18 protein-coding genes are annotated in these 16333 nt (G+C 67.2%); 3 read left to right on the forward strand and 15 right to left on the reverse strand.

The genetic code is table 11. From position 1 onward, the window contains the following. The gene (locus tag M8R19_RS19380; RefSeq protein WP_074985038.1) at positions 1 to 456 is read right to left on the reverse strand and encodes a GyrI-like domain-containing protein; all 456 of its coding nucleotides are present in this window, start codon (positions 454 to 456) and stop codon (positions 1 to 3) included. 113 nt (positions 457 to 569) lie between these two features. On the opposite strand from M8R19_RS19380, the gene M8R19_RS19385 reads away from it, so the two are divergent. Continuing rightward, complete coding sequence (locus tag M8R19_RS19385) at positions 570 to 824, forward strand: hypothetical protein (RefSeq protein ID WP_249918638.1); 255 nt, start codon at positions 570 to 572, stop codon at positions 822 to 824. A gap of 14 nt (positions 825 to 838) precedes the next feature. On the opposite strand, the gene osmE is transcribed toward M8R19_RS19385, so the two are convergent. The 3 genes from osmE to M8R19_RS19400 all read right to left on the reverse strand — a co-directional run bounded on the left by osmE (position 839) and on the right by M8R19_RS19400 (position 4185). Next, positions 839 to 1189, reverse strand: coding sequence for an osmotically-inducible lipoprotein OsmE (osmE, locus tag M8R19_RS19390; protein WP_009613351.1), 351 nt, complete (start codon positions 1187 to 1189; stop codon positions 839 to 841). A gap of 399 nt (positions 1190 to 1588) precedes the next feature. Further along, positions 1589 to 2731 carry an IS481 family transposase gene (locus tag M8R19_RS19395; protein ID WP_116425595.1) on the reverse strand — a complete coding sequence of 381 codons (1143 nt, stop codon included), beginning with the start codon at positions 2729 to 2731 and terminating at the stop codon, positions 1589 to 1591. 188 nt (positions 2732 to 2919) lie between these two features. Next, positions 2920 to 4185 carry an Hsp70 family protein gene (locus M8R19_RS19400; RefSeq protein ID WP_249918639.1) on the reverse strand — a complete coding sequence of 422 codons (1266 nt, stop codon included), beginning with the start codon at positions 4183 to 4185 and terminating at the stop codon, positions 2920 to 2922. 216 nt (positions 4186 to 4401) lie between these two features. Here M8R19_RS19400 and M8R19_RS19405 point away from each other — a divergent pair, with 216 nt between their 5' ends. Next, entirely contained in the window at positions 4402 to 5265 is an 864-nt protein-coding gene (locus tag M8R19_RS19405; RefSeq protein ID WP_009613347.1) for an oxaloacetate decarboxylase, read from the forward strand. A 6-nt stretch (positions 5266 to 5271) separates the two neighbouring features. Here the strand turns inward: M8R19_RS19405 and M8R19_RS19410 are convergent, their stop codons facing one another. Beyond that, positions 5272 to 5928 carry a hypothetical protein gene (locus tag M8R19_RS19410; RefSeq protein ID WP_249918640.1) on the reverse strand — a complete coding sequence of 219 codons (657 nt, stop codon included), beginning with the start codon at positions 5926 to 5928 and terminating at the stop codon, positions 5272 to 5274. A 99-nt stretch (positions 5929 to 6027) separates the two neighbouring features. After that, on the reverse strand, positions 6028 to 6699 hold the full coding sequence (locus M8R19_RS19415) for a hypothetical protein (RefSeq protein WP_074982747.1): 672 nt from the start codon (positions 6697 to 6699) through the stop codon (positions 6028 to 6030). A 156-nt stretch (positions 6700 to 6855) separates the two neighbouring features. Here M8R19_RS19415 and M8R19_RS19420 point away from each other — a divergent pair, with 156 nt between their 5' ends. Next, positions 6856 to 7119, forward strand: a complete 264-nt coding sequence (locus M8R19_RS19420; RefSeq protein ID WP_043318848.1) for a DksA/TraR family C4-type zinc finger protein — start codon at positions 6856 to 6858, stop codon at positions 7117 to 7119. 6 nt (positions 7120 to 7125) lie between these two features. On the opposite strand, the gene M8R19_RS19425 is transcribed toward M8R19_RS19420, so the two are convergent. The 9 genes from M8R19_RS19425 to urtC form a co-directional block, all read right to left on the reverse strand. After that, positions 7126 to 8373 carry a substrate-binding protein gene (locus M8R19_RS19425; protein ID WP_249918641.1) on the reverse strand — a complete coding sequence of 416 codons (1248 nt, stop codon included), beginning with the start codon at positions 8371 to 8373 and terminating at the stop codon, positions 7126 to 7128. A 658-nt stretch (positions 8374 to 9031) separates the two neighbouring features. Next, on the reverse strand, positions 9032 to 10732 hold the full coding sequence (gene ureC / locus M8R19_RS19430) for an urease subunit alpha (protein ID WP_249918642.1): 1701 nt from the start codon (positions 10730 to 10732) through the stop codon (positions 9032 to 9034). A 109-nt stretch (positions 10733 to 10841) separates the two neighbouring features. Beyond that, positions 10842 to 11147 carry an urease subunit beta gene (locus tag M8R19_RS19435; protein WP_249918643.1) on the reverse strand — a complete coding sequence of 102 codons (306 nt, stop codon included), beginning with the start codon at positions 11145 to 11147 and terminating at the stop codon, positions 10842 to 10844. Positions 11148 to 11457: 310 nt separating this feature from the next. After that, on the reverse strand, positions 11458 to 11964 hold the full coding sequence (locus tag M8R19_RS19440; protein ID WP_249918644.1) for a GNAT family N-acetyltransferase: 507 nt from the start codon (positions 11962 to 11964) through the stop codon (positions 11458 to 11460). A 43-nt stretch (positions 11965 to 12007) separates the two neighbouring features. Next, complete coding sequence (locus tag M8R19_RS19445) at positions 12008 to 12310, reverse strand: urease subunit gamma (protein WP_043268703.1); 303 nt, start codon at positions 12308 to 12310, stop codon at positions 12008 to 12010. Between the two features lies 1 nt (position 12311). Next, positions 12312 to 13145: an urease accessory protein UreD gene (locus M8R19_RS19450; RefSeq protein WP_249918645.1), complete on the reverse strand. Its 834-nt coding sequence runs from the start codon at positions 13143 to 13145 to the stop codon at positions 12312 to 12314. 289 nt (positions 13146 to 13434) lie between these two features. Further along, a complete protein-coding gene (gene urtE, locus M8R19_RS19455) occupies positions 13435 to 14133 on the reverse strand; it encodes an urea ABC transporter ATP-binding subunit UrtE (protein ID WP_249918646.1) in 699 nt (232 codons plus the stop codon). Positions 14134 to 14335: 202 nt separating this feature from the next. Next, the gene (urtD, locus tag M8R19_RS19460; RefSeq protein WP_116424280.1) at positions 14336 to 15181 is read right to left on the reverse strand and encodes an urea ABC transporter ATP-binding protein UrtD; all 846 of its coding nucleotides are present in this window, start codon (positions 15179 to 15181) and stop codon (positions 14336 to 14338) included. Further along, positions 15178 to 16257: an urea ABC transporter permease subunit UrtC gene (gene urtC, locus M8R19_RS19465; RefSeq protein WP_249918647.1), complete on the reverse strand. Its 1080-nt coding sequence runs from the start codon at positions 16255 to 16257 to the stop codon at positions 15178 to 15180. The genes urtD and urtC overlap by 4 nt, the downstream gene beginning before the upstream one ends. Positions 16258 to 16333: the final 76 nt, after the last annotated feature.

A 16333-nucleotide genomic window follows, 5' to 3' on the forward strand; every position in this document is an offset into this window, starting at 1 on the left:
TCAGTAGATGGGGATGTACAGGTCGGTTTCCGAGGTGGCGTCGTCCGGCCCGTGGAAGCGCTCGGTGTAGCGCTCGAAGGACGGCGCGTGGCGCGGCTCCAGCCCGCGCTGGGGCAGCAGCTCGGCGTGGATGCGCTGGAAGCTGTCGGCGATGCCTTCCACCGGCCCGATATGAGTGAACACGGCATACTTCTGCGCCGGCACTTCGAACTTCACCATGCCCTCGGGTACCGTTGTACCCGGCGCCACCGGCAGCCCGGCGACGTAGTGGAAGACGCCGCCGGCGGCCTGGGCGCAGATGCCATAGGCGCTGCGGTCGTCGGCCAGCGCGGCGACCTCATGCTCGCGCGGCAGGAAGCGCTGCCAGAGCTGGCCGATGCTGCCGTCCTGGCCGTCGCCACGGTATTCCAAGCCCACCACGCTGAAGGCGGGCAATTCGACGATGCGCTGTTTCATGAGGTCCTCTCCTGTTTCCTGCTCGCATGATAGACGGCAGCGACAAAGGCTGAATATTTTTCGCAACGCCAGGTCCATTGCTCTGTTCCCCCCCTTTGCAGAAGGAGATTGCCATGCCTCGCAACGGTACGCAGGGCCACACGGCGCGCCATGAGAAGCAGCGGGCGCACGTTCAGGCGCAGTACGGGAAGCTGGGCCTGAGCCCGGAAGAGGTGGACGCCCTGGCCAGGCTCGCCCGGCGCAGCAAGCCGGCCGCCGAGAAGTTGCTGGGCATGACGCGCAAGGAGCTGCTGGCGCGCGCAACCTGCGCAGGCGTGCGCGGGCGCTGGCGGATGACCAAGGCGGAACTGGTGGCGGCGCTCAGCTGAGCCGCCCGCCGGCCTCAGGGGTGCGCGTCGCGGTCGTGGCGGTCGCGCTCGGAGCAGCTGAGGAAACCGGTCCCGTCGACCTTGCCCTGGTCGTCGAAGGTCACGTAGTAGGGCTGCTCGCGGCCGTCCTTGTTGAGGATGTAGCTGTTGCAGCTACCAGCCTTGTACGCCCGCGCCTGGCTGCTGGACGGCGGGCCGCCGACGCGCAGCACCTCATCCTTGCTCATGCCGTCGTGCACGTCGCGCACCAGCGGCGCGTCGCGGTAGGTCACCAGGTTGACCGGGTTCTGCACCCGGGTGGATTCATGGGAACAGCCCGCGAGCAGGGCCAGGGCGGTGGCGGTCAGCAGGGCTTGCCGGTACATGGGGCCTCCTTGTCGGCTCGGACCTGTGGGTGGTGCTGTTTCGAGTCGGGGGCGGGGAGGGGAGTTCGAAAAAACTGGGGGGAGGGGCTTTGGGGCGGTGGCGTATAACCGCGAACGGTTATACGCCCTACGGGGGAAGTGACTTGTAGGAGCGAGCTTGCTCGCGAACCGTGCTTGCCGGGGGCTTTGGGGTTGGGCTGTAGAGCGCCCTCTCCCTAACCCTCTCCCTGAAGGGAGAGGGGACCGTTCGGAGTGCGCTGATGTTTCGGCATTAGCCGGCTAGCACGGAGATTACCGACTGAAACCAATCTTCCTCTCGGCACGGACAAGCCCCCTCTCCCTTCAGGGTGTATGGACCGGAGACATGGTAGACACCTGTTCGGAGACAGGGTGAACAGGTTAGGGAAGCCGTTTGCCAGCGATGCATAGCTGCTCGCGCAGGTCGATCCTGGCAATACGGTGCGTGCTCCAGTACACGTTGTACTGTCCCTCTTCGGTAGTCGGCCGTATAGCGACCGACTCACCGATGAATGCCTTGCCTACCTGGTACGGCCGCCCCTGACAGTAAATTTCACCTTTGCCCTGGACCTTGCGCACCAGGTCCAGCTCATCGTACTGCGGAGCGGGTGGATGCTCCTGATATTCAAGCGGGCTCGGTTGATAACGCTGTTGCGGAACCTGCATGTCCAGTGCCTGGTGCGGACGCTGCTGATTGTAAAGCCCGCGCCAACGATCAAACGCTGCCTGGGCGTGGATCAGGTCATCAAAAACTCGTCCTTGCAGCAACTCGACCTTGAGCGTGCGGTGGAAGCGCTCATCCTTGCCTTGGGTTTGCGGGTGGTAAGGGCTGGAGTGGCTGGTCCGGATACCCTGGCGCATCAACCAGACATCCAGGGCCGTGTAATGGGCTTCGGTATCACCCCAGGGGCTGCCATTGTCCATGGTCATACGCCGCGGTAGCCCATAGCGCCTGAAGGTCGCAATGAGGTGTGCCTGCACGGTTTCCCGTCGCTCATCGCTACAACCCTGTAGGCATAGGGCATAGCGGGAGTGGTCATCAAGGATCGTCAGGGCATGGCAACGCCCTTTGGCGAGGGGAAAGTGCCCCTTGAAGTCCATCTGCCACAGATCGTTCGGAGCAACATGTTCGAAGCGTTGCCACGGCTGGCAGCGCTCGCCAGCCTCCGGTTGAATGCAATCATGGCGGAGCAGGATCGCATGCACAGTGCTTACCGCTGGAGCATCCACCCCCTGATTGAGCAAGAGTTGCCGCAACTTGCGTGCGCCCCAGCTCGGATGCTCCTGGCGCAGAGCCACGACGTGCGCTTCGAGATCTTCCGGCGAACGGCCCGGAGAGCGCTTTGGACGTCGTGAGCGATCCTCCAGCCCCTCGCCCGCCTGACCTCGCTTCAGCCATTTGTAACCGGTATTCGGACTGATTCCGAAGCGCCGGCAAAGCTGGCGGAGGTTGGCACCCGGCGTGCTGGCCAAGGCAACGAATTCCTCGCGTACCTGCATTTTGGACACCTCCTGCCAGGGCATCTCACGCTCCTCATGCGTTTCGATGCCTCAGCATGATGTGTTCACCATGTCTCCGAACACCTGTTCACCATGTCTCCGGTCCATACACAGGGAGAGGGCTGGGGAGAGGGTACGGAGGTCAGCGTGATGCCAGCGTATCCGGGAGGCACCATTCGCGAGCAAGCTCGCTCCTACGAAAAGCCAATCCCTCAGCCGTAGCGCTTTTTAGCCTCGATAGCCAAACCGCTGCCGATCCCGCCGAAGCGGTCGCCATCGACGTGGCGGGCGTTGGGCAGCATGGCGGCCACGCTCTGGCGCAGGGCCGGGACGCCGCTGGAGCCGCCGGTGAAGAACACGGTGTCGACCTTGGCCGCGTCGATGTCGGCATCGCCCAGCAGCTTGCCGATGCCGGCGCGCACGCGTTCCAGTTGCGGCTCTATCGCGCCCTCGAACAGTTCGCGGGTCAGTTCCGCAACCAGGCCCGGTTCGATGCGCGCCAGGTCGATGTCGCGGCGCTGGCTGTCGCTCAGCTCGATCTTGCTGGCTTCCACCTGCATCGCCAGCCAGTGGCCGGCGCGCTGTTCGATAAGGCGGAACAGACGGTCGATGCCGGTGCCGTCGACGATGTCGTAGCGCATGTTCTTCAGCGCCAGCTGCGACTTCTGCGCGTACACCGCGTTGATGGTGTGCCAGGTGGCCAGGTTCAGGTGGTAGCTGGTGGGCATCAGCGCGTCGGACTTCATCCGGCTGCCGTAGCCGAACAGCGGCATCACGCCCTGCAGGCTGAGCTGCTTGTCGAAGTCGGTGCCGCCGATGTGCACGCCGCCGGTGGCCAGGATGTCGGCCTGGCGCTCGGCCTGCTCGCGGCGCTCCGGGGCCAGGCGCACCAGGGAGAAGTCCGAGGTGCCGCCGCCGATATCGACGATCAGCACCAGCTCCTCGCGCTGGATGCCGCGCTCGTAGTCGAAAGCCGCGGCCAGGGGCTCGTACTGGAAGGAGATGTCCTTGAAGCCGAGTTTCCGCGCCACCGCCACCAGGGTGTCCTGGGCCTCGCGGTCGGCCTCGGGATCGTCGTCGACGAAGAACACCGGGCGGCCCAGCACCACGGCCTCGAACTCGTGGCCGGCGACGGCCTCGGCGCGCTTCTTCAGCTCGCCGATGAACAGTCCGAGCAGGTCCTTGAACGGCAGGGCGCTGCCCAGCACCGTGGTCTCGCTCTTGAGCAGGGGCGAGCCGAGCAGGCTTTTCAGCGAGCGCATCAGGCGCCCCTCGTAGCCTTCCAGGTATTCGGCCAGGGCCAGGCGGCCGTAGACCGGGCGACGCTCCTCGGTGTTGAAGAAGACCACCGAGGGCAGGGTGATCTTGCCGTCTTCCAGTGCGATCAGCGGTTCCACCTCGGGGCGCCACCAGCCGACGGTGGAGTTGGAGGTGCCGAAGTCGATGCCCAGGGCGCGGGCGTCAGTGGAGTGCAGCATGGCGGAAAGGTCCGGCGAAAAAACGGCCGCGCAGTTTACGCGAGTGCGCCTGGGCCTGCTCGACTATCGGCTCATGTGCCGCTGGACGGTGGAGGTTATAGAGTGCTTGGGAAGGCCTTGTAGTTTTGCTACATTTGCCATCCTGTAGTTTTGCTACATGAGTTTGCCGATTCCGCAGAACCCTTTCCCACTTCCAGGTCGCAGTTGGATCCCGCCATGCACAGAGCCTCCCACCACGAGCTACGCCAGAGTTTCCGGGCGTTGCTGAACTCTTCCTCCTGCTACCACACGGCATCGGTGTTCGACCCGATGTCGGCGCGCATCGCCGGCGACCTCGGCTTCGAGGTCGGCATCCTGGGTGGTTCTGTAGCTTCGCTACAAGTGCTCGCGGCGCCCGACTTCGCCCTCATCACCCTCAGCGAGTTCGTCGAGCAGGCCACCCGCATCGGCCGCGTCGCGCGCCTGCCGGTGATCGCCGATGCCGACCACGGCTATGGCAACGCGCTGAACGTGATGCGCACCATCGTCGAGCTGGAGCGCGCCGGCGTGGCCGCGCTGACCATCGAGGACACCCTGTTGCCGGCGCAGTTCGGCCGCAAGTCCACCGACCTGATCCCGGTGGAGGAGGGCGTGGGCAAGATCCGCGCGGCGCTGGAGGCGCGGGTGGACCAGGAGATGGCGATCATCGCGCGGACCAACGCCGAGGTGATCGAGGTGGACGACGTGATCCGCCGCACCCTGGCCTACCAGGCCGCCGGCGCCGACGGCATCTGCATGGTCGGCATCCGCGACTTCGAGCACCTGGAGGCCATCGCCCGGCACCTGAGCGTGCCGCTGATGCTGGTGTCCTACGGCAACCCGAAGCTGCACGACGACAAGCGCCTGGCCAAGCTCGGCGTGCGCATCGTGGTGGACGGCCATGCCGCCTACTTCGCCGCCATCAAGGCCACCTACGACTGCCTGCGCGAGCAGCGCGGCGTGGATGCGTCCGACCTGACCGCCTCGGAGCTGGCGAAGAAGTACACCCTGCCGGAGGAGTACCAGATCTTCGCCAGGGAATACATGGAAGTGAAGGAGTAGGGCCTTTCAGGCTTCCCCGTTCTCGCCGAGCTTCTCCAGCAGGTACTCGACCTGGGCGTTGAACGGGTAGAGCAGGGTGCCGGCCGGGCGCTCGGTCAGCCGCAGGTAGCGCCAGCGGGCGCGCATCGCTTCGCCTTCGACGCTGGCCGGCAGGGCGGCGAACTGCGTCTCGATGGTCTGCTGCAGGTCGGCGATGGCCTCGCGCAGGGTGTCGGTGTCTTCCCCCAGCAGGCGGTGGTTGGCCCGCTTGGCTTGCAGCAGGGCCAGGCGCTGCAGGTTGGCCGCCAGGGTCGCATCCCCCGGCGTGGCGCCGGGCTGGAGGCGGAATTCCTGCAGCAGCGCCGAGACTTCCAGGGCCTGGGCCAGCGCCTCGCGTAGCACCGGGCCGCTCTGTTCGTAGCCGCTTTCCACCTGCGCCACCGTTTCGCCGTAGAGCGACCAGATGTCCTGCAGCGTCTCGCCGTTGTGCTGTTCGGCGACCTGGCCCTGGAAGGCCTCGTCGAGCCGTTCCAGGCGCTTGAGGAAGCGTTCGTCCCCCGTGGCGCTGTAGAGCAGCAGGTAGCGCTGCGCGGCCTGCAGGGTGGCGTCGAAGTCATCGGCCAGGGCCGCGGTCGGCAGGCTGGCCAGCAGGCTCAGCAGCAGGGAAAGGACGAGGCGGTGCATGGGGCGGCTCCTGGCGATGGAGCCGCCATTCTTGGCGGCCCTCCCGGCGCCGGATATCGGACGATTCCGAAGCTGCGGTAGACCGCCTCCGGGTCCCCGTCAGGCGCCGGCCAGCTTGCCGAGCATGGCCTCGATCTGCGCGTTGAAGGGATAGAGCAACTGCTGGCCGTTGCGCTGGCTGACCTGCAGGTAGCGCCAGCGCTTGTCCAGTTCGTCGTGCAGGGCCGGGTCGCTCTTCGCCAGGGCATCGATGCGCTGCTGGATGCGCTCGTCCAGGGCCTTGACGTTCGCCGCCTCGGCCTCGGCGCGCGGGCCGTCGACCTTCTGCAGGTTGGCCAGGCGGGCGGTGAGCAGGGCGCGGCTGCGCAGGTCGTCGGCCAGGCCCGGGGTGGCCAGGGGGTGGGCTTGCAGGTAGGCGTCCAGGGGCTCGGCCAGCTTCAGGCTGCGGGCCATCTCGCCGTTCTGGTCGAGCTTGCGGGCGGCGTGCTCGGCCAGCATCTGCTGGCGGCCCTGCTCGTAGCTGGCCCAGAGTGTGCGCAGCGTGGTGGCATCCTGGCGTTGCGCAAGGGCCGCTTGCAGGTGCTTGCCGGTGGCGTCCAGGCGGTCGAGGAAGCGCTCGTCGGCGGTGGCGCTGTACAGCAGCAGGTAGCGGTTGGCGTCGACCAGGTCGGCTTCGACGCCGGGGGCCTCGGCGGCCTGGGCCTGGCTGCCGAGCAGGGCGCAGAGGGCCAGCGGCAGGCAGTGGCGCAGAGGAGACGGGAGGATTCGCATCGGGGAACATCCATGGCGGGAAAGCGCGCTATTGTTCTCGTTGCGCGGCGCCCGGGGAAGGGGCTTTTCAGCGCACCCCGCCGCGTTTTCGCCCTTGCAATCGGCCGCCGGGGCGCCAATATCTGCAATCTGTACAAAGTTTGATCGGAGGTTGCCATGGCCAGTGGTTGGGCGAACGACGGCGCGGTGCAGGAACAGATCGACAGCACCATCGAGGACGCAGTCGCCCGGGCGCGCAGCCAGTTGCCCCGCGGCGAGAGCCTGACGCATTGCGAGGAGTGCGATGCGCCCATTCCCGAGGCGCGGCGCAAGGCCGTGCCCGGCGTGCGTCTGTGCGTGAACTGCCAGGCCGCCCATGACGAGCAGGCGGCCTTCGCCGGCTACAACCGGCGCGGCAGCAAGGACAGCCAGCTGCGCTGAGGCGCCTCACTGCAACTGCGGGGGCTTGCCGGCGGCGCGCCTTTCCGCCTTCCACTCGTCGAGGCTGGGCGCGGCCTGGTCGCCGTCGAGCTGGTGGATGATCTCGAAGTAGTCCTGCTTCAGCGGGTCCTTCAGCACTTCGCTGCGCGGCTTCACCTTCACCGCATAGATGCGCTGCACGTTCTGGTGGTCGAACGCGCGCCAGTACTGCTCGCCCTTGAGCAGGGCGTAGCGGTGGCCTTCCAGGGCCCTGATCAGCGCCTCGCTGTCCAGGCTGTTGGCGCGCCGCACGGCGTCCGCCCACTGGTAGACGATGCCGTAGGCCGAGGCGGCGGAGCTGGACGGGTACTTCTGGTAGCGCTTCACGTAGTCGTTGACGAAGGCCTTGCCGCGGGCGCTGTTCTCCAGTTCCGGCACGCGCCAGGTCCAGGGCTCGGTGCCGACCACGCCCTCCATCACGCTCGGCCCGGCCTGCTCGATCACGTTCAGGGTGAGGTTGGGCGCGACTATCTGCATGCGCTTGGTCAGGCCGAGGTCGTGGGCCACCTGCATGGCCCGCACCAGGTCGCGGCCGAACAGCACCAGGACCAGCACCTGGACGTCGCTGGCGGCCGCCTGGGCGAGGCTGTCGCGGTAGTGCGCGAGGCCGACGGCGGGGAAGGGAATGCGCCGCCCGGGGTGCTGGGCGCCGTCCTGCGTGCCGGTGGCCTGGCGTAGCGAGGCTTCGGTGGTGTGGCCCCAGGTGTAGTCGGAGGTGACGTAGAAGTAGCGGCTGCCCGGGTGCTTCTGCGCCAGGTACTGGCCCAGCACCCGGGCGCTCATCCAGGCGCTGATGCCCTCGCGGAACATGTAGCGGTGGCCGTCCTTGCCGGTGGTGTCGTTGGAATAGGTGACGGCGCCGAAGTACAGCAGCCCGCGCTCGGCGGCGCGCTTGCCGGCGGCGATGGCCACGGCGCTGGAGGCGCCGCCGAAGAGCATGGCGGCGCCCTCGTCAGCCAGCTTGTCGACGTTGGCCACGGCCTTCTTCGAGCGCGAGGCGCTGTCGTGGCTGGACAGCCGCAGCGAGCGGCCGAGCACGCCGCCGCCGGCGTTGATTTCGTCGATGGCCAGCAGGGCGCCGCGCATCTGGTCGCGGCCTTCGTTCTGGTAGCTGCCGGTGCGGGGGTAGTTGAGGCCCAGGGTGATGGGATCGGCGGCCTGGGCGCAGGCGCACAGGCCCAGCGCCAGGGCCAGGGTGGCGGTCAGTCGTTTCATCGGGAGTCCTTGTTGTTCTGGAGGGACGGGCACAGAGGCCCTGCCAGCGTAGGGGGTGGACTCGGCGGGGAAATGCGAAGCGGTGCCGGTGGGGGAGGTCTTCTGAATTTCCCCGGGGGATTTCAGCCGCCTGTAGGAGCGGGCCCTGCCCGCGAATCGCGCGCAGGGGAATGGCGTGGTGTATCGAGCTGCTCTTCGTAGGAGCGAGGGGGACGCCTAGTTCTTGCTCGCGAATGGGCCCCGCTGCGGAGTCTGTTCGCGAGCAAGCTCGCTCCTACGAAAGGCCGTGCTCGCTTGTGGCGTAGGTGCGACTGTCTTGCAGGCTGCGCCGAGGCGCCTTCGTAGGATGGGTTGAGCTTGCGAAACCCATGCGGTGGCGGTGATGGGTATCGCTTCGCTCAACACCATCCTACGAAAAGCCGTGCTTCCTGGAACGTAAGCGCGCCCTGCCCGCGAATCGCGCGCAGGGCGCGCTCCTACAGGGGAATGGCGTGGTGTACCGAGAAGCCGTGCTCGCTTGTGGCGTAGGTGCGACTGTCTTGCAGGCTGCGCCGAGGCGCCTTCGTAGGATGGGTTGAGCCTGCGAAACCCATGATGCCGTGGCGATGGGTATCGCTTCGCTCAACACCATCCTACGAGGGTGTTCCTGGGCGGGTGTTCAGAACAGGAAATAACGCTGCGCCATGGGCAGCACTTCGGCCGGCTCGCACCACAGCAGTTGGCCGTCGGCGCGCACCTGGTAGTTCTGCGGGTCCACTTCGATGTGCGGCAGGTAGGCGTTGTGGATCAGGTCGGTCTTCTGCACCGTGCGGCAGCCCTGCACCACGCCGATGGCCTTGTGCAGGCCCAGGCGGGCGTGCAGGCCGGATTCCCAGGCGGCCTGGCTGAGGAAGGTCAGGCTGGTGGCGTGGCGGCTGCCGCCGAAGCTGGCGAACATCGGCCGGTAGTGCACCGGCTGCGGGGTGGGGATGGAGGCGTTGGCGTCGCCCATCAGGCTGGCGGCGATGGCGCCGCCCTTGAGGATCAGGCTCGGCTTCACGCCGAAGAAGGCCGGGCGCCAGAGCACCAGGTCGGCCAGCTTGCCCACTTCGATGCTGCCCACTTCGTGGCTGACGCCATGGGTGATCGCCGGGTTGATCGTGTATTTCGCGATGTAGCGCTTGGCGCGGAAGTTGTCGTTGCGCGCGCCGTCGCCATCCAGGGCGCCGCGCTGCTTCTTCATCTTGTCGGCGGTCTGCCAGGTGCGCGTGATCACTTCGCCGACGCGGCCCATGGCCTGGCTGTCGGAGCTGATCATGCTGAAGGCGCCGAGGTCGTGGAGGATGTCCTCGGCGGCGATGGTCTCGCGGCGGATGCGCGATTCGGCGAAGGCCACGTCCTCGGCGATGCTCGGGTCCAGGTGGTGGCAGACCATGAGCATGTCCAGGTGCTCGTCGATGGTGTTGCGGGTGAACGGCCGCGTCGGGTTGGTGGAGCTGGGCAGCACGTTGGCGAAGCCGCAGGCGCGGATGATGTCCGGCGCGTGGCCGCCGCCGGCGCCCTCGGTGTGGTAGGTGTGGATGGTGCGGTCCTTGAAGGCGGCGAGGGTGGTTTCGACGAAGCCGGATTCGTTGAGGGTGTCGGTGTGGATGGCCACCTGCACGTCGAGGCGGTCGGCCACGCTCAGGCAGTTGTCGATGGCCGCCGGGGTGGTGCCCCAGTCCTCGTGCAGCTTCAGGCCGATGGCGCCGGCGCGCACCTGTTCTTCCAGCGGCAGCGGCAGGCTGGCGTTGCCCTTGCCGGTGAAGCCGATGTTCATCGGGAAGGCGTCGGCAGCCTGGAGCATGCGCGCCAGGTGCCAGGGCCCGGAGGTGCAGGTGGTGGCGTTGGTGCCGGTGGCAGGCCCGGTGCCGCCGCCGATCATGGTGGTGACGCCGCTCATCAGCGCTTCTTCGATCTGCTGCGGGCAGATGAAGTGGATGTGCGTGTCGATGCCGCCGGCGGTGAGGATCATGCCCTCGCCGGCGATGACCTCGGTGCTGGCACCCAGGGCGATGGTCACGCCGGGCTGGATGTCCGGGTTGCCGGCCTTGCCGATGGCGGAGATGCGGCCGTCCTTCAGGCCCACGTCGGCTTTGACGATGCCCCAGTGGTCGAGGATCAGCGCGTTGGTGATGACGGTGTCGACCACCTCGGCCGCCGGCAGCTGGCCCTGGCCCATGCCGTCGCGGATGACCTTGCCGCCGCCGAACTTCACTTCCTCGCCGTAGACGGTGAAGTCCTGCTCCACCTCGATCCACAGCTCGGTGTCGGCCAGGCGCACGCGGTCGCCGACGGTGGGGCCGAACATGTCGGCGTAGGCTTGGCGGCTGATTTTCATGGTTCCCTTCCTCTCGGTTTAAAAGCCGCTGGAGGCTTAAGGCTTAAGGCTGAACGAAAAAGCGACTCCCTCGTCCAGCCTCTAGCGCTCTTATCGGCTCTTATCGGCTTTACAGATTGCCCATCACCCGCCCGGCGAAGCCGTAGACGCGACGCTCGCCAGCCAGCTCCACCAACTCCACCTCGCGGCTCTGCCCCGGCTCGAAGCGCACCGCGGTGCCGGCCGGGATGTTCAGGCGCATGCCGCGGGCGGCCTCACGGTCGAACTGCAGGGCGTCGTTGGTTTCGTAGAAGTGGTAGTGCGAGCCGACCTGGATCGGCCGGTCGCCGCGGTTGGCCACGGTCAGGGCCAGGGTGCGGCGGCCGGCGTTGAGTTCGATCTCGCCGGGCTGGACGTCGTATTCGCCAGGGATCATGGGGTGCTCCTGGGGCCGAACCTGTCGGTGTGGGGTTGACGACTGTTTTTCATGCGCAGCTTCCCTCAATTCGCTGAAGGCTGAAGGCTGAAGGCTGGACGAAAAAGCGACTCCCTCGTTCAGCCTTCAGCCTCCAGCGGCTTTTCTCGTCCCTTGTCATGGGGTGCTCCTGGGGCCGAACCTGTCGGTGTGGGGTTGACGACTGTTTTTCATGCGCAGCTTCCCTCGATTCGCTGGAGGCTGGAGGCTGAACGAAAAAGCGATGGCCCTCGTCCAGCCTTCAGCCTCCAGCGGCTTTTCTCGTCTTTTGTCAGGGCGTATCCCGCGCATCGAGGATCAGTTGCATGAAGGTCAGGTCGAGCCAGCGGCCGAACTTCTGGCCCACCTGCGGCATCTGCCCGGTGGTGGCGAAGCCCAGGCGTTCGTGCAGGCGGATGGAGGCGGCGTTGCCGCTCTCGATGGCCGCCACCATCACGTGCAGGCCCTGGGCGCGGGCGCGGTCGACCAGCGCCTGCATCAGTTGCGGGCCCACGCCCTTGCCGCGTTGGTCGGCGCGCACGTACACCGAGTGCTCGACGGTTTCGCGGAAGCCGTCGAAGGCGCGCCAGGGGCCGTAGCTGGCGTAGCCCACCACTTCGCCGGCGTCTTCGGCGACCAGCACCGGGAAGCCCTGCTGGGCGCGCAGTTCCAGCCAGGCGCGGCGGTTGTCGAGGTCGATGGCGACTTCGTTCCAGATCGCGGTGGTGTTGAGCACCGCGTCGTTGTAGATGTCGCGCAGGGCGCCGAGGTCGGTTGGGCTGGCGTCGCGGATCAGCATTGCGGTGTTCCTTCAGGCAGGTTCGTTCGAAAGCGGCCGCTCATCAGGCGATGGGCTGGTGCACGGTGACCAGCTTGGTGCCGTCGGGGAAGGTGGCTTCCACCTGGATCTCCGGGATCATCTCCGGCACGCCTTCCATCACCTGCTCGCGGCTGAGCAGGGTGGTGCCATAGTGCATCAGCTCGGCCACCGTGCGGCCGTCGCGGGCGCCTTCGAGCAGAGCGGCGGAGATCAGCGCGATGGCCTCCGGGTGGTTCAGCTTCAGGCCGCGGGCCAGGCGCCGTTCGGCCACCAGGCCGGCGGTGAAGATCAGCAGCTTGTCTTTCTCGCGGGGCGTCAAATCCATCTCAGGTGCTCCAGATTCTGGGGGGGACGGCCTCGCGGCCGAGCAGCGCGGGCCGCAGCGCGCGCCAGAGTTCGATGAGCCAGGCGCGGGCGTGCAGCGCCTCGGCGGCCAGGCAGCGGGCGACCAGCAGGCCGGGCAATTGGCTGAGGTTGCCGCGGCCCTGGCAGGGTAGCGCGCGACAGGCTTCCAGCAACTCGGCGTCGATCTGCCCGCTGGCGATCAGCGTGGCCATGACCGGTTGCCCGGCCAGGCCGATGGGCGAGTCCAGCAGGCGCTCGCCGCCGTCGATGCGCTGGCGTTCGTGCCACAGGCGGCGGCCGTCGCGGCGGATGTCCAGGGTGGCGGCGAAGCGGCCCTGGTCGAAGCGCTCGCCGGCGGCGGGGCGGCCGAGGGCGACCACGTCCCAGTAGAACAGGCGGGCGTCGCCCTGCAGGTCGATGTCGGTCTGCAGTTCGGCCTGGGCGCCGGAGAAGACGATGGTTTCCTGGGGCAGCCATTCCAGGGTGGCGCCGGCCTCGACGCGGATGCGCAGGCGCTGGCTGGCCGGCGTGGCGGCGCGGTACCACTTGGCCGCGCCGGGGCTGGTGAGCTGGGCCCAGGCGCCGGGGCCGGCATGGATGTCGAGGGCGAGGGTGTCGCCGCCGGCGATGCCGCCGGGAGGGTGCACCACGATGTGCTGGCAGACTTCCGGCCCTTCGGCGTAGAGGTGCTTCTGCACCCGCAGCGGCCCCAGGTGGCGCCGCGTGACCGGCCGCGTGCTGTCGCCGACGCGGGCGTAGGCCAACTCAAGCTCGGCGTGCCAGGCGGGGTGGAAGAGGGCGGCGGGTGCGTTCATGGGGCGTGTTCTGCTGGGGTTGCCCTGGGTAGAGCAATTGGCGTGCCTTCTGCGCCAGGATAGTGCGTGGGCCCTGAAGTGCCTGGGTTATGCGGCTGGGCGGGTTGTCCGAGTGGTCAGGTATGGGGGCGATTGCGGTGCATTGGGGCGTGTCGTGCACCATTATGGTTCGCGACTGGGTGGTGACGTCACTGGGTTCCCGCGTTCGCGGGAATGACGGGATTGAAATCGTATTCCCCCATCGTCATTCCCGCGAACGCGGGAACCCAGAAGACAGCGCAGCATCCGTTCAGATGGCGACCAACCCGCGTACGCCTTCGCTTTCCATGTTTGCGCCGCGGCCCTGCTGGACGATCTCGCCGCGGGCCATCACCAGGTACTGGTCGGCCAGTTCGGCGGCGAAGTCGTAGAACTGTTCCACCAGCAGGATGGCCATGTCGCCGCGCTCGGCGAGCTTGCGGATCACCGCGCCGATCTCCTTGATCACCGAGGGCTGGATGCCTTCGGTGGGCTCGTCGAGGATCAGCAGGCGCGGGCGGCTGGCCAGGGCGCGGCCGATGGCCAGCTGTTGCTGCTGGCCGCCGGAGAGGTCGCCGCCGCGGCGCTGTTTCATCTCGCGCAGCACCGGGAAGAGTTCGTAGATGAATTCCGGTACCTGCTTCGCTTCCCTGGCGCCGAAGCGGGACAGGCCCATCAGCAGGTTCTCCTCCACGCTCAGCCGCGGGAAGATTTCGCGGCCCTGGGGCACGTAGGCGATGCCGGCGTGCACTCGCTGGTGCGGTCTGAAGCCGGTGATGGTCTTGCCCTCCCAGCTGACGCTGCCCTCGCGCGCCGGCACCAGGCCCATCAGGCAGCGCAGCAGGGTGGTCTTGCCCACGCCGTTGCGCCCGAGCAGGCAGGTGACTTCGCCGATCTTCGCGTCGAACGACAGGCCGCGGAGGATGTGGCTGCCGCCGTAGAACTGATGCAGATTTTCAACATTGAGCATGCTTTGAATCCTTTGAAAAGCCGCTGAAGGCTCGAGGCTGAAGGCTGAACGAAAAAGCGACTCCCTCGTCCAGCCTCCAGCGCTTTTCTCGGCTCTTATCGGTTTTAAAAGCCGCTGGAGGCTTAAGGTTGGAGGCTGAACGAGGAAGCACCGGCTCTTTCGTCCAGCCTCCAGCGCTTTTTATCGGCTCTTATCGACTCTTTTATCGTCCTAAATAAACCTCGATCACCTGCTCGTTCGCCTGCACTTCTTCCAGAGAGCCCTCGGCCAGCACGTGGCCCTGGTGCAGCACGCTGACGTGGTCGGCGATGCTGCCGACGAAGCCCATGTCGTGCTCCACCACCATCAGCGAGTGCTGGCCGGCGAGGGACTTGAAGAGTTCGGCGGTGAATTCGGTCTCGGCGTCGGTCATGCCCGCCACCGGTTCGTCGAGCAGCAGCAGTTGCGGCTCCTGCACCAGCAGCATGCCGATCTCCAGGAACTGCTTCTGGCCGTGGGAGAGCAGGCCGGCCGGGCGGTTGCGCGATTCGCGCAGGCGGATGGTGGTCAGCACCTCCTCGATGCGGTCCCTCTGCTCGCCGCTGAGCTTCGCCCGCAGGCTGGCCCACACCGACTTGTCGGCCTTCTGCGCCAGCTCCAGGTTCTCGAACACCGAGAGCGCCTCGAACACCGTGGGCTTCTGGAACTTGCGGCCGATGCCGGCCTGGGCGATTTCCACCTCGCTCATGCGCTGCAGGTCGTAGGTCTCGCCGAAGTACGCCTTGCCGCTGTCGGGGCGGGTCTTGCCGGTGATCACGTCCATCAGCGTGGTCTTGCCCGCGCCGTTGGGGCCGATGATGCAGCGCAGCTCGCCCACGCCGATGTACAGCGTCAGGTCGCGCAGGGCGCGGAAGCCGTCGAAGCTGACGTTGATGTCTTCCAGGGTGAGGATGGTGCCGTGGCGCACGTCCAGGCCTTCGCTCGCGCTGGCGCCCAGGCCGACGGCGTCGCGGCTGGTGCCGCTGGGGTCGAAGGCCGGTTCCAGCATCAGGTGGGGGACGGCTCTCATTGCGCTTTCTCCCGCTTGATCAGCCCGAGGATGCCCCGCGGCAGGTACAGGGTGACGACGATGAACAGGGCGCCGAGGAAGAACAGCCAGTACTCCGGGAAGGCCACGGTGAACCAGCTCTTGGCGCCGTTCACCACGCCGGCGCCGAGCAGCGGGCCGATGAGCGTGCCGCGCCCGCCCAGGGCCACCCACACGGCGGCTTCGATGGAGTTGGTCGGCGACATCTCGCTGGGGTTGATGATGCCCACCAGCGGCACGAACAGGGCGCCGGCCAGGCCGCAGATCACCGCGCTCAGGGTCCAGACGAACAGCTTGTAGCCGCGCGGGTCGTAGCCGCAGAACATCAGGCGGTTCTCGGCGTCGCGCAGGGCGGTGAGCACCCGGCCGAACTTGCTCCGTGCCAGGGCGAAGCCCAGCGCCAGGCTGGCCGCCAGCAGCAGGACGATGGCCAGGAACAGCGCGGCGCGGGTGCCCGGCGCGGTGATCGAAAAGCCCAGGATGCTGCGGAAGTTGGTGAAGCCGTTGTTGCCGCCGAAACCGGTCTCGTTGCGGAAGAACAGCAGCATGCCGGCGAAGGTCAGGGCCTGGGTCATGATCGAGAAGTACACGCCCTTGATCCGCGAGCGGAAGGCGAAGAAGCCGAACACGAAGGCCAGCAGCCCCGGCGCCAGCACCACCAGGCACAGGGCCCAGAGGAAGTGCTGGGTGCCGGCCCAGTACCAGGGCAGCTCGTTCCACGACAGGAAGGTCATGAACGCCGGCAGGCCGTCGCCGGCGGCCTCGCGCATCAGGTACATGCCCATGGCGTAGCCGCCCAGGGCGAAGAACAGGCTGTGGCCGAGGGACAGCAGGCCGGCATAGCCCCAGACCAGGTCCAGGGCCAGCGCGACTATGGCGTAGCAGAGGATCTTGCCGGTCAGCGTCAGGCCGTAGGCCGACAGGTGCAGGGCGCTGGTCTCGGGCAGCAGGTGCAGCAGCGGCAGGATCAGCAGCGCGACGAGGGCCGCGCCGACGATGCCGGCGGTGACTCGCGGGCCGGCCTTCTGCGCGGCTGTCACGGTGAGTGGCTGGTTCACGGGCAGATCTCCCCACGGTCGGCGGATGCACCCTGTAGGAGCGAGCTTGCTCGCGAACGGCTTCGCTGCGGGCGCT

Origin of the sequence: Pseudomonas sp. R3.Fl, assembly GCF_023516765.1 — a bacterium.
GTDB classification, from domain to species: Bacteria; Pseudomonadota; Gammaproteobacteria; order Pseudomonadales; family Pseudomonadaceae; genus Pseudomonas; species Pseudomonas citronellolis.